We start from the raw sequence: 14,197 nt of genomic DNA, 5'->3' as shown, positions 1-14,197 counted from the left end.
AGCATTACCCCGTACGCCAAGCGCCGGGGCCGCCACGCGCGCCCTTGTGGCCGCAAGATGAAATTCCTGTGAAACCGCGCCGGAGTCAACCGGTTTCCCGCGCAAAGCGCCAACGGAGTGGTGGATCGCCGTGCCGCGACGGCGCGCGGACGCACGATTCGCTCAAGGCCGTGCCGGAAATATTCCGCAACGAAAATTGCCGTGCGGACGGCGATGTCGCCGCGCTCAGGCACGCTGGGCGAGCAGCCGGCTGTAGATGGCCAGCGTCGCCGTGCACATGGCCTCGACCGTGAACGAGGCTGCGACGTGGGCCTTCGCGCGCGCCACCAGTCGGGAGCGTTCGTCCGGGGACAGTGCCAGCATGGAGCCCATCGCCTCCGCCAGCGCCGATGCGTCGCCCGGCGGGACGCGCCATCCGGTGCGCGCCTCCGCGGCCACCTCCGGCGGGGCCAGAACGGTTTCCGGCGCGGCTCCCAGGTCGGTCGCGACAATGGGAACGCCCGCTGCCTGCGCTTCCACCGCGGCGCGTCCGAAGGCCTCCGCCTCGACCGAGGCGACGACCGAGATCGAGGCGAGCGCCAGGGCCGCGCCGACGTCGTCGCAATGGCCGACGAGCCGGATGCGGCCGGACAGTCCGGCTGCCTCGATGCGCTGCTCGAGATCGCGCAGATAGTCCTCGCGCCCTTGCGCGTCGCCGGCGAGGATCGCCACCCAGCCCTCGGTTTCCGGCGTGCCGCGCGCCGCCAGCTCGGCAAGTGCATCGATGAGCACGCGCTGCCCCTTCCAGGCTGTGAGCCGGGCCAGGTTGAGGATCACGCGCTCGCCGGGCGCAAGGCCCCAGCGCTCCGCGAGCGCTGTCTTGCGTGCCTGCGGGATGCCGGCGGGGTCGAGCGCGGCGAGATCGGAGCCGCGATGAATGACGCTGATGCGCCCGCGTGCGAGCGGATGGCGGCTGGCGATCAGCTCGGCGGTGTAGTGCGAATTGGCGATCACCGCGTCGCCCCGCGCCATCACCGAATTGTAGAAGGCCTTCAGCGCGCTCTTCTGATTGTAGATGCCGTGGTAGGTGGTGACGAACGGGACCTTCCGCGCCCGTGCCGCCCACAGTGCCGACCAGGCGGGGGCACGCGAGCGGGCGTGGACGAGGTCGACGCCTTCGTGCCGGATCAGCCGCGCCAGGGCGCGGGAATTCCGCCAGAGCCCGAGCGGCGACTTGGTCGCCAGCGGCAGGGCGATGTGCTCGCCGCCGACCGCCAGAAGCTCCGCCTCCAGCCGTCCGCCGGCCGAGGCGACGATGGCGCGGTGACCGGCCGAGACGAGCGCGCGGGCGATGTCGACCGTGGTGCGCTCGGCGCCGCCGGTCTGGAGTTCCGGGATGACTTGCAGGATCGTGCGGGGCGTCACGGCGTTTCCGGGTGAATGGGGATGGACCTTCTCAAAGCCCGCGAGCTGTGCCACATGAGCCGACGGTTGAGCAAGCGAAGGGAGTGGCCATGAGCGAAACGGACGCCGAATTCATCACGGTTGGCGGCGGCGCGGATGCGCGCTCCATCGCCGTGCGCCGGACTGGCGGGGCCTCGGGCCGCTGCGGCCTGCTGTGGCTGTCCGGCTTCAAGTCCGACATGGCCGGCTCGAAGGCGGAAGCGCTGGCCGCCTGGGCGCAGGAAACCGGCCGGGCGATGACGCGGCTCGACTATTCCGGCCATGGCGTGTCCGGCGGCGATTTCGAGGAGGGCACGATCTCGGCCTGGGCGGAGGAGGCTCTCGCTGTGTTCGACCGTTTCTGCAAGGAGCCGACAGTGGTCGTCGGCTCCTCGATGGGCGGCTGGATCGCGCTTCTGCTGGCGCGCGCGCTGCGCCGCCGAGCCGGGGACGGGGCGGCGGGCGGTACGCTCGCCGGCATGGTTCTGATCGCGCCTGCGCCCGATTTTACCGAGGAACTCATGTGGAAGCACGAGTTCACCGACGAGATCCGACGCGCGATCATGGAAGAGGGACGCTACGCGCGACCCTCAGACTATGATGACGAACCCTATGTCATCACCCGCAAGCTGATCGAGGACGGGCGGAACAACCTGCTTCTCGACCAGCCGGTGGTCACCGGCTGCCCGGTGACGATCCTCCAGGGCCAGCGCGACGAGGCGGTGCCCTGGCGGCACGGCCTGCGGCTGATGGAATGCCTGGCCTTCGACGATGCGGTCCTGACCCTCGTCAAGGACGGCGACCACCGCCTGTCGCGCCCCGAGGACATCGCCCGGATGATCGCCGCCGTCGCGGAACGCGCGCAAGCGGCGGAGGGCGCGCAGGACTGATCGACGCAGGGCGCGTCAAGTCATCGCTTCGTCGCATTTCTCACCAAGGCTGTTCCCGGCACAATCGGGTGCGAGACCAGACGGAGGGCTGCGGCAGATGGCAAGACGGAAACGGTTCGTTCTGGCGATTGATGGAGGTGGCATCCGGGGGCTCGTCCCGTTGCGCCTGCTGGAGACGCTGGATGCCCGGCTGCGCATGGCGGGCAAGGACGCGCCGCTTCACCGTTTCTTCGATCTCATGGCGGGCACGTCTTCAGGCGGTCTCATCGCCGCCGGCCTTGCCGCGCCACGCCCGGAAGACACCTCCGGCCGTTCGGCCTACGACATTGCCGAGCTTCGCCGTTTCTTCGAGACGGAGTGTCGGGAACTGTTCCAGCGGCGCGGCTTCCTCGAGCGGCTCGTCGCCAATCCGCGCGCGCCCTTCGATTTCTGTTTCGATGAAAGGCCGTTCGAGAAGCTGTTGAAGGAGCGCTTCGGCTGGTCGTCGCTGCAGGGCGCGCTGACGCGGCTGCTGCTGCCGGCCTATGACATCGACCGGCGCGAGCCGCTGCTTCTGACCAACGGCATGGCGACCGACGGCGGCCGGCCGGCCGACTTCTACATGTGGCAGGCGGTGCGCGCGACCATGGCGCTGCCGGGGCATCTGCCGCCGATGCGGACCGAAAGTCTGTCCGGCGAGCCCGACCGCTGCTTGATCGGCGGCAGCCTGTTCCTGGAAAATCCGGTGCTTGCCGCCTATGCGATGGCGCGCCGACAGGGGTGGGAAGCGGCCGACATGGTCATTGTCTCTCTTGGCAGCGGCGCGCGGCAGGCCCCGCGCAAGGTCGCGGAGGAGGCCAAGAAATTCGACGCGCTGGGCTGGCTCGCACCGGCGCGCGGCGCGCCTTTGCTGGCCGCGGTCTCCCAGGGGCAGGCGGCCAGCACGGCAGCGCTTGCCGACGATATCCTGCGCGATGCCGGCGTTGCGGCGGTCTACCGCTTCGACGCCGATCTGCCCGAGGGCGTCGAGGCAATCGACAACGCCCGTCCCGCCAACATCATCGAGTTGAATGGCGCGGCCGACCGCATCATTCGCGACCACACGCTGGCGATCGACGAACTGGCGGGGCTGATGAGCCCGCGGCAAGACTGAGGCGGGCTTGTCAAAAACATGGTTAACCCTTCGTAAATGCCGCTGTGAGATAGAATGCGGGAGCTCATGCAAGTCGGGCAACATGCAAGTCGGGCAAGACGCGACCGGGAGCCGGCGCGGCTCGCGCGGTAGCACAGCGAGGGAGCTTGGCGATGCCGGGACCTGATCGGACGTTTGGCCTTGGCCGCGGCTTCTCGACGCGCGCACGCGCGCGCAGCGCGGGCCTTGCTCTGCTCCTTGCCGGCACGCTTGCCGCCCTGCCGCTTGCCGCCGCCCCTTTGCCGAAGGATAAGCCCGGCGCCGCCGTTGAGGGGAACATCGGGGGGCAGCGCTTCCTGCCTGCCGCCGAGCGTTCCGGCGGGGCGGATGCGATTGCCGGCCTGCTCGCGCCACCGCTGCCCGTTCCTGCTCCCGAGGATCGTGCCATGCGCGCCGATGCGGCCTCCGCGCCGCTGGCGCTGGTACCGGCATCCGCTGCCTCCGGTGTTCCCGCGCGCGTCTCGCCCGACGCCGTCGCCAAGCAGCTCTTCGGCGCTGCCAGGACGCCGGCGCCGCTTGCCGCCCGTTCCATCGGCTCCTATGCGCGCGGCTGCATGGCGGGCGCGACGGCGCTTCCCGTCAACGGTCCGGCCTGGCAGGTCATGCGCCTGTCGCGCAACCGCAACTGGGGCAACCCGGAACTCATCGACGTGCTGCAGCGGCTGGCCACCGACGCGCCGGCGCTTGGCTGGAACGGGCTGCTGGTCGGCGACCTCGCCCAGCCGCGCGGCGGGCCGATGACCTCCGGCCACGCCAGCCACCAGATCGGCCTCGACGCCGACATCTGGCTGACGCCGATGCCCGAGCGGACCCTGTCGCGCGACGAGCGCGAGAGCATGTCGGCGGTGTCGATGCTGAAGGGGCCGTCGAACCTGAAAGGCGCCGACCGGGGCGTCGATCCGGCGAAATGGACGAACAGCCGCGCCAGGCTCATCCGCCGCGCCGCGCAGGATCCGCGCGTCGCTCGCATCTTCGTGCATCCTGGAATCAAGCAGGCGCTTTGCCGGTTCGAGACCGGTTCCGACCGGTCCTGGCTGCGCAAGGTTCGCCCCTGGTGGGGGCATCATTATCATTTCCACGTGCGCATCGCGTGCCCCGCCGGCAGCGTCGGCTGCAAGGATCAGAACCCGCCGCCGCCGGGCGACGGTTGCGGCAAGGAGCTGGCCTGGTGGCTTTCCGACGAGCCTTGGGTGCCCAAGAAGCCGGCCAGGCCCGCCAAGCCCTCGAAACCGGCGAAAAAGAAAGAGATCCGCATGTCGGCGCTGCCGGCGGCCTGTACTCAGGTGCTTCTGGCCCGGTGAGGGACGGTCGCGGTGGATTTTCCCCGCCTGTGCGCGCGCAATCCCCTTTGCGCAATGTCGCGGCAATGGTAAATGGGCGCGCATGAGCACGCAGAAGATCTCCGACATTCGCAACTTTTCCATCGTGGCGCACATCGACCACGGCAAGTCGACGCTGGCCGACCGTCTGATCCAGATGACCGGCACGCTGACCAGCCGCGAGATGAAGGAGCAGGTGCTCGATTCGATGGACATCGAACGCGAGCGCGGCATCACCATCAAGGCGCAGACCGTGCGGCTGATCTATGCGGCCAAGGACGGCAAGCAGTACAAGCTGAACCTGATCGACACGCCGGGCCACGTCGACTTCGCCTATGAGGTCTCGCGCTCGCTCGCCGCCTGCGAGGGCTCGCTGCTGGTGGTCGACGCCAGTCAGGGCGTCGAGGCGCAGACGCTTGCCAATGTCTACCAGGCCATCGACAACAATCACGAGATCGTTCCGGTGCTCAACAAGGTCGACCTGCCGGCGGCCGAACCCGAGCGGGTCAAGGAGCAGATCGAGGACGTGATCGGCCTCGATGCGTCCGACGCGGTGATGATCTCCGCCAAGACCGGCCTCGGCGTGGAGAACGTGCTCGAGGCCATTGTCAACCGCCTGCCGGCGCCCGAGGGCGATCCGGACGCGCCGCTGAAGGCGCTGCTCGTCGACAGCTGGTACGACCCCTATCTCGGCGTCATGGTGCTGGTTCGCATCATCGACGGGCGGCTGAAGAAGGGTCAGAAGATCAAGATGATGGGCACGGACGCGAGCTATGAGGTCGACCGTGTCGGCGTCATGACGCCGAAGTTCCTGATGACCGACGACCTTGGACCCGGCGAGATCGGCGTGATCACCGGCTCCATCAAGGAAGTGGCCGACACCCGCGTCGGCGACACGATCACCGACGACAAGAAACCCTGCGCGAAAGCGCTGCCGGGCTTCAAGCCGGCGCAGCCGGTGGTGTTCTGCGGTCTCTTCCCGGTCGATGCCAATGATTTCGAGGATCTGCGCGCCGCCATGGGCAAGCTGCGCCTCAACGACGCCTCCTTCTCCTTCGAAATGGAGACCTCGGCGGCGCTCGGCTTCGGTTTCCGGTGCGGCTTCCTCGGCCTGCTGCATCTGGAGATCATCCAGGAGCGCCTGGAGCGCGAGTTCGACCTCGACCTCATCGCCACGGCACCTTCGGTGGTCTACCGCATGCACCTGACCGACGGCACGCTGAAGGAGCTGCACAATCCCGCCGACATGCCGGATCAGGTGAAGATCGAGAGCATCGAGGAGCCGTGGATCCGCGCCACCATCATGACGCCGGACGACTACCTCGGCGCGATCCTGACGCTGTGCCAGGAGCGGCGCGGCATTCAGGTGGATCTCAATTATGTCGGCAGCCGCGCCATGGTCACCTACGACCTGCCGCTCAACGAGGTGGTGTTCGACTTCTACGACCGGTTGAAGTCGATCTCCAAGGGCTATGCGTCCTTCGACTACCAGATTTCCGACTACCGCGAAGGCGATCTGGTGCGCATGTCGATCCTGGTCAATGCCGAGCCGGTCGACGCGCTTTCGACGCTGGTTCACCGCTCGCAGGCCGAGCGGCGCGGCCGCGCCATGTGCGAGAAGCTCAAGGAACTGATCCCGCGGCACATGTTCAAGATCCCGATCCAGGCCGCCATCGGCGCGCGCGTGATCGCCCGCGAGACCATCGCGGCGCTGCGCAAGGACGTGACCGCCAAGTGCTATGGCGGCGACGCCACCCGCAAGCGCAAGCTTCTGGAAAAGCAGAAGGAAGGCAAGAAGAAGATGCGGCAGTTCGGCAAGGTCGAGATCCCGCAGGAAGCCTTCATCAAGGCCTTGAAGATGGACAACTGAGCATCATCTGAATCCTCTTTCGAGGAGGCCGGTCCGGTGTCGCCGGGCCGGCCTTTTTTGCATGAGGCCTTGCAAAACGAAATGTCAGTCACCATTTCTTAACTGTGATTGTTTATCCTACCCTGACGACGATGCCCATGCAGGCGTTGTCGCATGCCTGTAACGACCCGATTTTATCATGGGCGACAGGCTGTCCCGAGACAGACCGGATCTGAGGAAGACCGGACGATTCGGTTGCGGAGCGGCAGGACCCGGCGTTTGCCTGAGGGCGAACGGATCGGGCCTCGACCATGCTTCGAGCCGCTCGTCGGACGAACAATTGCATGAATGAAAAAGCAACAACGATAAGAACGAAAGACAAGACTATGGAACATGGAAACGTAAAGTGGTTCGACATCAAGGCCGGCATCGGCCAGATCGAGCCGAATGAAGGCGATTATGTCCACGTGGACATGGCCGCGCTCCGCCGGTCGGGTGTCCCGACGCTGAGCGAAGGCCAGCTCGTCGCATACGACCTTGCCTACGCGCGCGGCCACTCGGTGGCTGAAAACCTGCGCGTCCTCTGATCCCTCCGCCGGGTATCCCGGCGTGACGTGATCAGCGAAAAGCCGCAAGCGCCGTCGCCCGGAAGGGCGCGGCGCTTTTGCGTTTCAAGGGACGATGCGGGCGCGCCTCATGAAGCGCGCTGCCTGCCGCCCGTCGCGGTGAGACGCCTCAGCCGCAGCATCGACACGAGCCCGAAGGCCGGGCCAAGAGCGAGCAGCGCCAGCATGATCCGCCAGCCGAAGGCCTCGGCGACGACCGGCGTTGCCTGCACCGTCACGAAGGTGAGGGCGAAGCCGAGCGCGGTCTGCAGCGTCATGATGCTGCCGGCCTGCTCCGGTGGCGCGAAATCGGCGACCAGTGCCGAGAATTGCGGCGAATCCGGCGCGATCGTTATCCCCCAGAACAGGAAGGCGGCGGCGACCAGCCAGCTTGGTCCGCCGAAGATGAAGGCGGCGAAGAGGGCGCCGGCGAGACTGCCTGCAAGCGCCAGGATGGCGACGGTCTCCTTGCCGATCCGGTCGGCGAAATAGCCCGCCGCGACGCAGGCCAGCGCGCCGAGCGCCACGGCGACGAAGGTGAGCACCCGTGCCGACCGAAGCGCGTCGTCTGCCGTCATGTCGCCGGCGAAGGAGGCGGCAAGTGCTGCACCCGCCCAGGTCCACATGGCATAGAGCTCCCACATGTGACCGAAGTAGCCACCGAAGGCGAGGCGGATGCGCCGGTCGCGCCACACCCGCGCGACCGCCGTCGGGTCGAAGCGCGGCGAGGTCGCGTGATAGGGGCCAAGGCGGACACACAGCGCCAGAACGGCCGCGACAAGTGCTGCGGCGGAACCCTGAAGAACCGTCATCCGCCAGTCGGCACCGCCGCCGAGAGCGACGAGATGCGGCACGGCGGAGCCGAGCGTCACCGCCCCGACGAGCAATCCCACCAGGAAGCCCCGGTCGCGCAGGCCCCAGCCGACGGCGATCTTCATGCCGACCGGATAGACGCCGGCGAGCAGAACGCCCGTCATCACCCTTGCGCCGATGGCCAGGTCGCCGCCGAGGGGAGCGACGAGCAGAGCCGCATTGACGAGGGCGGCAAGCGCTGCACAGGTTGCAAAGAGGCGGGTCGGGTCGAGCCGGTCGGGCAGTCCGAGCAGGGCGGAGCCGAGCGCGCCGAGGACGAAGCCGATCTGCACACCGCTCGACAGGAACGCCTGTCTCGTCGGCGAGATCGGGCTTTCGGCCAGCATCTCGGGCAGGATCGCGGCGGAGATGAACCACAGCGACAGCGCCGCGACGACGGCGAGAGAAAGCAGGGCGAGTGCGAGAAACTTGGTGATGGTCAGCTCCGGCGCAGGCAGTCGGACCGGCGGGTCCGTGCGGCGGTCTCTATAACAGTGGTCACCAATGCCGTCGACGGGGAGGAGAGTTTGCGGTCGGCTGTTTTCGATTGACGAAAAATCAAGTTTCGTTTGAATGTCCTTTGTTGCAAGAAAGAAAGAAAACGAAGATCCTGGAGGCAGCGCGTGGGCGACCTAGCGAAACTTTCCGATGGCCTGGTTCTGGCCATCGATCAGGGCACGACGTCGAGTCGCGCCATCGTGTTCGACGCAGCGTTCAGGGCGCGGGCGACCGGACAGCAGGAATTCGAGCAGCATTTCCCCCGTTCCGGCTGGGTTGAACACGAGCCGGAGGACCTGTGGGCCTCGACGCTCGCGGTCTGTCGCGAGGCGCTCGCTGGCATCGAGGGCGGCGCATCGGCCATTTCCGCCATCGGCATTACCAACCAGCGCGAGACGACGCTCGTTTGGAACCGCAGCACCGGCAAGCCCGTTCACCGCGCCATTGTCTGGCAGGACCGCCGCACCGCGGCGCTTTGCGCCAGGCTCAAGGCCGAGGGCCACGAGCAGATGGTCGCGGAAAAGTCCGGCCTCCTGCTCGATCCCTATTTCTCCGGCACCAAGCTTTCCTGGATCCTGGACAATGTCGAGGGCGCGCGCGCCGCGGCCGAGGCGGGCGATCTCCTCTTTGGCACGGTCGACAGCTGGCTGATCTGGAAACTGACCGGTGGGCGTTCCCATGTGACCGACGCGACGAACGCCTCGCGCACGCTGCTTTACAACATCGACGACAACCGCTGGGACGAGGACCTGTGCCGCCTGCTGCGCGTGCCCATGTCGATGCTGCCGGAGGTCAAGGACTGCGCCGCCGAGTTCGGCACGGTGGACAAGGAGCATTTCGGAGCCGCAATCCCGATCCTCGGTGTTGCCGGCGACCAGCAGGCGGCGACCGTCGGTCAGGCCTGCTTCAAGCCGGGGATGGTCAAGTCCACCTACGGCACCGGCTGCTTCGCTCTCATCAACACCGGCACGACGCGGGTCACCTCTAAGAACCGTCTGCTGTCGACCATTGCCTATCGTCTCGGCGGCACGACCACCTATGCGCTCGAGGGATCGATCTTCGTGGCCGGCAGCGCCGTGCAATGGCTGCGCGACGGGCTCGGCATCATCGGCCAGGCCGCCGACACGCAGGCGCTTGCCGCCGGATCCGATCCCGACGACAGGCTCTATCTGGTGCCGGCCTTCGTCGGTCTCGGCGCGCCCTACTGGGACCCTGACGCGCGCGGCGCACTCTTCGGCCTGACGCGGGCAAGCGGTCCGGCCGACTTCTGCCGCGCGGCCCTGGAAAGCGTTGGCTACCAGACCCGCGACCTCATCGACGCCATGCGTTCGGACGCAGCCCACCTGAGCCATATGGCGACCGACGGCATCGTCCTGCGCGTCGATGGCGGCATGACCGCGTCCGACTGGACCATGCAGTTCCTCGCCGACATCCTCGGCGCGCCGGTCGACCGTCCCGAGGTGCTGGAAACCACGGCCCTGGGCGCCGCCTGGCTTGCCGGCCAGCAGGCGGAGGTCTGGCCCGATGCGCAGGCCTTTGCCGAGGACTGGCGGCTGGAGCACCGGTTCCAGCCGGAGATGGATGAGAAGACGCGCGCGACGCTCTATGCCGGCTGGCAGGACGCGGTCGAGCGCACGCGCAGCCGATAGGCTCGGCCGCTGGCCGCGCTTCACGCATGCGTGAAGCGCGGTTGCGCGCGCGGATATTGGAGCGCTGGTCGCGGCGTGGTTCACTTGCGCCTTCCTGAATGAGGAGGGCGCAATGACACAGTGCCGAGCATGGTTTGCCGCCTTCGTCGCGGCGCTTCTTCTCGCCATCGCACCGGCGCGCGGCGCGGACGTGGACCTCGAGCTGGTGCTGCTCGCCGATTCCACCGGATCAATCGACGACGACGAGATCCGGTTCCAGCGGCAGGGCTATGCCGAGGCGATCACCGATCCGATGGTGCTTTCGGCGATCCTCGGCAATGCTCACGGCAGGATCGCCCTGACCTATGTGGAATGGGGCAACGCAGGCTCGCAGGATGTGGTTGTCGGCTGGAGCGTGATCGACGGTTCCGCCGCAGCCGATGCCTTTGCAAGGACACTGATGGCCGCGCCGCGACGGGCGTACGGACGCAACGCCATCGGAGCGGCCTTGCTGAAGGGCAAGGCCCTCATCGAGGGCAACGAGTACCGTGGTGTCCGACGCGTCATCGACCTTTCCGCCGACAGCGCCAACAACTGGAGCGGGCCGCCCATCGAGGCCGCCCGCGACGAGGTGGTCGCCGCAGGCATCGTCATCAACGGCCTAGCCGTTCTCTGTCGCCAGTGCTCGGGCCGTCCGGTCGGTTATGATCTGGAAAAGGCCTTCGCCGAACGGATCATCGGCGGGCCGGGCGCCTTCGTGGTCACTGCGGATTCGACGGCGACCTTCGCCGGCGCCGTGCGCAAGAAGCTCATTCTCGAAATCGCGGACGAGTCCTCCGGCAACACGCTGGCTCAAGCCGATCTCGCCGGCGCCGCACGCCTTTCCCGCTGAGGATGCGGGAAAGCTCAGCGCCAGCCGTCGCGGTGCAGCGCCTCGAGCGCGGCCCGGTAGTCGGGATATCGGAACGTATAGTCGAGCTCGGCCTTCACCCTTGCATTGGAGACGCGCTTGTTTTCGCCATAGAAGGAGCGTGCCATCGGCGAAAGCTCGGCGGTCTCGAAGTCCTGTTCCGGCGGCGGCTCGACGCCGAGAAGGCCGGCCGCATAGGAAACCACGTCCTGCGGCGGGGCGGGCTCGTCGTCGGTGACGTTGAAGACGCGCGTCACCGGAGCGCGGCTCACCGCCGCCTCGAGCGCGCCGGCGATGTCCTCCACGTGGATGCGGTTGAACACCTGCCCCGGCTTGATCAGCCGCCGGGCCGTCCCCTTCTCGAAATTGACAAAGGCGTTGCGGCCGGGGCCGTAGATGCCCGAAAGCCGGAAGATCTGGACCGGGACGCCGGTGCGTACGGAAAAGGCGAGCCAGTCGTTTTCCGCCTCGATGCGCGCCTGCGAGCGTTTCGAGACCGGGCGACAGGGCGTCTCCTCGTCGACCCAGTCGCCGCCATGATCGCCGTAGACGCCGACGGTGGAGAGGTAGCCGACCCAGCGCGGCCGGGCCGCGGCGAGGGCGGCGCGGTGGTGGGCAAGGGCGGCATCGCCGAATTCGCCCGGTGCGATCGAGACCAGCACATGGGTCGCGGCCGAAAGCGCGGCGTCGATGTCGTCGCCGGGCGCGCTGCCATCAAAGAGGAAGGGCACCAGCCCGCGCGCCGCCAGCGTCTCGGCCTTTTCACGGCCACGCGTCGTCGCCCCGATCCAGTCGCAGGACGCCGCCACCCGCTCGACGAAGGCGCTCGCCGAATAGCCGAGGCCGAAGACGAACAGCCGCATCGGCTCACCGTTCAGTGTCTGTGTCATCGTTTCCCGTCGTTCGGTTGGACACGGCCGGCCCGGCCGGTCAAAGGGCGAGGTCGTCGCGCCGGATCTCGTAGAGCATCACGGCGGTGGCCACCGCCAGATTGAGGCTGTCGGCAACGCCGGCTTGCGGAATGCGCGCCAGCGCCGTGCAGGTTTCCGCCATCTCCTCCGGCAGGCCGGATTGCTCGTTGCCCATCAGCAGCAGCACCGGCTTGCGGTAGTCGATCGCGCGATAGTCGGTCGATCCCTTGAGGTGGGTGCCGACGCGGGTGCCGCGCCAGCGCCCGGCAAACTGCCGGAAGCCTGCCCGATCCATACGCGTCACCGGGACATGGAAGAGTGACCCCATGGTGGCGCGCACCGCCTCCACGGCGAAGGGGTCGGTGGTCTCACCGACCAGGATCACGCCCTTTGCCCCGACCGCGTCGGCCGTGCGGATGATCGTGCCGAGATTTCCGGGATCGCGCACATGGTCGAGTGCGATCCAGACGCCGTCTGGCTCCGCCCTGGCCGCCGCCTCGACCGCCTCGGGCGCGGTCAGCTTCTGCTCATAGACGCCAACGACCATCTGCGGATTGTCGCGCCGGGTCATGGCGGCGAGAACGGCGGTGGTCACCTCCAGGATCGTCGCCCCGCGCGCCCGCGCGCGCGCCGCAACCTCGCGGGCGGCCTCGCTCTCGCGTGCCTCGGGGCCGAGTACGAGCATGTCGATTTCCCAACCCGCGTCGAGCGCATCGGCGGCAAGTTTGAGTCCCTCGGCGACGAAGCGGCCGGTCTTCTGCCGGTGCTTGCGCTGGGCGACAAGCGCCTTGATGTCCTTCACCAGCGGGTTGGAGAACGAGGTGACCTGTTTGACCGGGCCGGCGCGCCGGACTCCCTGGCCTTGGGGCGGACGCGGGCTCATTGGGAACTCCAGCGGGAAAAGAGGGAGGTCGACAGCGCCCGCCCGCCATCCGGCGTGGTCAGCACGAGTTCGCCCGACTCCAGCAGCCCGCCGCGCCGCGCGAGCGTCTCGTCCATGATTTCATGTAGCGCGACGAAGCTGGAGCGGATCGCATAGGCGGTCAGGATCAGGAAGCCGGCGTCCGGCGACAGCAGCTTCTCCACCATGGGCAGCAGCTCCGGCAGGCTCTGGTAGAGATCCCAGACCTCTCCCTTGGGCCCGCGCCCGTATTTCGGCGGGTCGAGCAGGATGCCGTCATAGGTGTTGCCGCGCTTCACCTCCCGGGCGACGAACTTGGTGGCGTCCTCGCAGATCCAGCGGATCGGCAGGTCGTCGAGGCCGGACATCGCCTGATTGTCACGCGCCCAGCCGATGGCCTTCTTCGAGGCGTCGATGTGGGTGACATGCGCGCCGGCGGCCGCCGGCACCAGCGAGGCGAGGCCGGTGTAGCCGAAAAGGTTGAGAATGCGCGGCGGCCTGGCGTCCGGCCTGGCCACGTCGCGGGCGACCCGATCCGCCATCCACTGCCAGTGGGCAGCCTGCTCGGGGAAGACGCCGACATGGCGGAAGGACATGAATCGGCCGAGGAAATGCACATCACCGAAGGCCATTGGCCAGGTCTCGGGGAGATCGCGGTTGAGCCGCCAGCGGCCCGGGCCGTCGTCGTCGTCATTGCCGGTGAAGACCGCGTCGGCCGCGAGCCAGCGTTTTTCGGGAAGCCGCGGGCGCCCCATCGCCTGGGGCTCGGGGCGGTCGACGACAATCTTGCCGTAGCGCTCCAGCTTGCGGCCGTGGCCGAAGTCGAGCAGGGCATAGTCGTCCCAGCCCCGCGTTTCCAGGATGGTCGGCCAGGCGGCGACGGGCGGGCTGCCTGTCGGGGCATGGCGAAGGGCGGGACGTTCGGTGTCGGGCATGGACCGGTTTCTCGGGGATGTGTCGGGCAAAACCATGGCGGATCGCTTAGGACGACGCGGGCCCGGGGTCAATCATGCGTTCATGCCCGGCATGCGATCCGTGCTCGCCAATCGGCCCGTTTGTCGCGTCCGTGTGACGCGAGCAGGTTAGACCTTCGCGTGAATTGTCTTGCAAGGCCTTGAAAGCACGCGCAGGCTTCGCCACTCTGGAAGGGAACGTTTCACGCGCAGGGCCCAGGGCGCCGGATCCGAAGCGCCGGCCAGGGCCGGTTCGAGGGAGCGTCGTTGCGAACGGGTCCGACTGCC

12 protein-coding genes are annotated in these 14,197 nt (G+C 67.8%); 7 read left to right on the top strand and 5 right to left on the bottom strand.

Features of this window, described 5'->3' with window-relative positions; all coding sequences use genetic code 11:
- Window positions 1–225: 225 nt before the first annotated feature.
- Window positions 226–1,404 carry a glycosyltransferase family 4 protein gene (locus ACSLUQ_RS12805; RefSeq protein WP_461808745.1) on the bottom strand — a complete coding sequence of 393 codons (1,179 nt, stop codon included), beginning with the start codon at window positions 1,402–1,404 and terminating at the stop codon, window positions 226–228.
- A gap of 89 nt (window positions 1,405–1,493) precedes the next feature.
- Between ACSLUQ_RS12805 and ACSLUQ_RS12800 the strand changes: the two genes are divergently transcribed.
- From ACSLUQ_RS12800 to ACSLUQ_RS12780, 5 genes are all read left to right on the top strand, one after another.
- Window positions 1,494–2,312 carry an alpha/beta hydrolase gene (locus tag ACSLUQ_RS12800; protein WP_417772141.1) on the top strand — a complete coding sequence of 273 codons (819 nt, stop codon included), beginning with the start codon at window positions 1,494–1,496 and terminating at the stop codon, window positions 2,310–2,312.
- A 97-nt stretch (window positions 2,313–2,409) separates the two neighbouring features.
- Complete coding sequence (locus tag ACSLUQ_RS12795; RefSeq protein ID WP_417772142.1) at window positions 2,410–3,444, top strand: patatin-like phospholipase family protein; 1,035 nt, start codon at window positions 2,410–2,412, stop codon at window positions 3,442–3,444.
- Between the two features lie 152 nt (window positions 3,445–3,596).
- Entirely contained in the window at window positions 3,597–4,784 is a 1,188-nt protein-coding gene (gene mepA, locus ACSLUQ_RS12790; RefSeq protein ID WP_461808744.1) for a penicillin-insensitive murein endopeptidase, read from the top strand.
- An 82-nt stretch (window positions 4,785–4,866) separates the two neighbouring features.
- A complete protein-coding gene (lepA, locus tag ACSLUQ_RS12785) occupies window positions 4,867–6,672 on the top strand; it encodes a translation elongation factor 4 (protein ID WP_417772144.1) in 1,806 nt (601 codons plus the stop codon).
- Between the two features lie 323 nt (window positions 6,673–6,995).
- The gene (locus ACSLUQ_RS12780; protein WP_461808743.1) at window positions 6,996–7,238 is read left to right on the top strand and encodes a cold-shock protein; all 243 of its coding nucleotides are present in this window, start codon (window positions 6,996–6,998) and stop codon (window positions 7,236–7,238) included.
- Between the two features lie 107 nt (window positions 7,239–7,345).
- Here ACSLUQ_RS12780 and ACSLUQ_RS12775 read toward each other — a convergent pair whose 3' ends face one another.
- Window positions 7,346–8,521, bottom strand: a complete 1,176-nt coding sequence (locus tag ACSLUQ_RS12775; protein WP_461808991.1) for an MFS transporter — start codon at window positions 8,519–8,521, stop codon at window positions 7,346–7,348.
- A gap of 210 nt (window positions 8,522–8,731) precedes the next feature.
- Between ACSLUQ_RS12775 and glpK the strand changes: the two genes are divergently transcribed.
- Both glpK and ACSLUQ_RS12765 read left to right on the top strand, forming a co-directional pair.
- A complete protein-coding gene (gene glpK, locus ACSLUQ_RS12770; protein ID WP_417772146.1) occupies window positions 8,732–10,255 on the top strand; it encodes a glycerol kinase GlpK in 1,524 nt (507 codons plus the stop codon).
- A gap of 112 nt (window positions 10,256–10,367) precedes the next feature.
- Complete coding sequence (locus ACSLUQ_RS12765) at window positions 10,368–11,126, top strand: DUF1194 domain-containing protein (RefSeq protein ID WP_461808742.1); 759 nt, start codon at window positions 10,368–10,370, stop codon at window positions 11,124–11,126.
- Between the two features lie 14 nt (window positions 11,127–11,140).
- Here ACSLUQ_RS12765 and ACSLUQ_RS12760 read toward each other — a convergent pair whose 3' ends face one another.
- The 3 genes from ACSLUQ_RS12760 to ACSLUQ_RS12750 form a co-directional block, all read right to left on the bottom strand.
- Window positions 11,141–12,007 (bottom strand): SDR family oxidoreductase, encoded by an 867-nt coding sequence (locus tag ACSLUQ_RS12760; RefSeq protein WP_461808990.1) that lies wholly within the window; start codon window positions 12,005–12,007, stop codon window positions 11,141–11,143.
- A 67-nt stretch (window positions 12,008–12,074) separates the two neighbouring features.
- Window positions 12,075–12,938 (bottom strand): TrmH family RNA methyltransferase, encoded by an 864-nt coding sequence (locus tag ACSLUQ_RS12755; protein ID WP_417772148.1) that lies wholly within the window; start codon window positions 12,936–12,938, stop codon window positions 12,075–12,077.
- Entirely contained in the window at window positions 12,935–13,891 is a 957-nt protein-coding gene (locus ACSLUQ_RS12750) for a class I SAM-dependent methyltransferase (protein ID WP_461808741.1), read from the bottom strand. Before ACSLUQ_RS12750 ends, ACSLUQ_RS12755 begins: the two co-directional genes overlap by 4 nt.
- Window positions 13,892–14,197: the final 306 nt, after the last annotated feature.

It is taken from the genome of Stappia sp. ICDLI1TA098, assembly GCF_054880955.1.
This window is presented reverse-complemented; position numbering and strand designations above follow the sequence as displayed.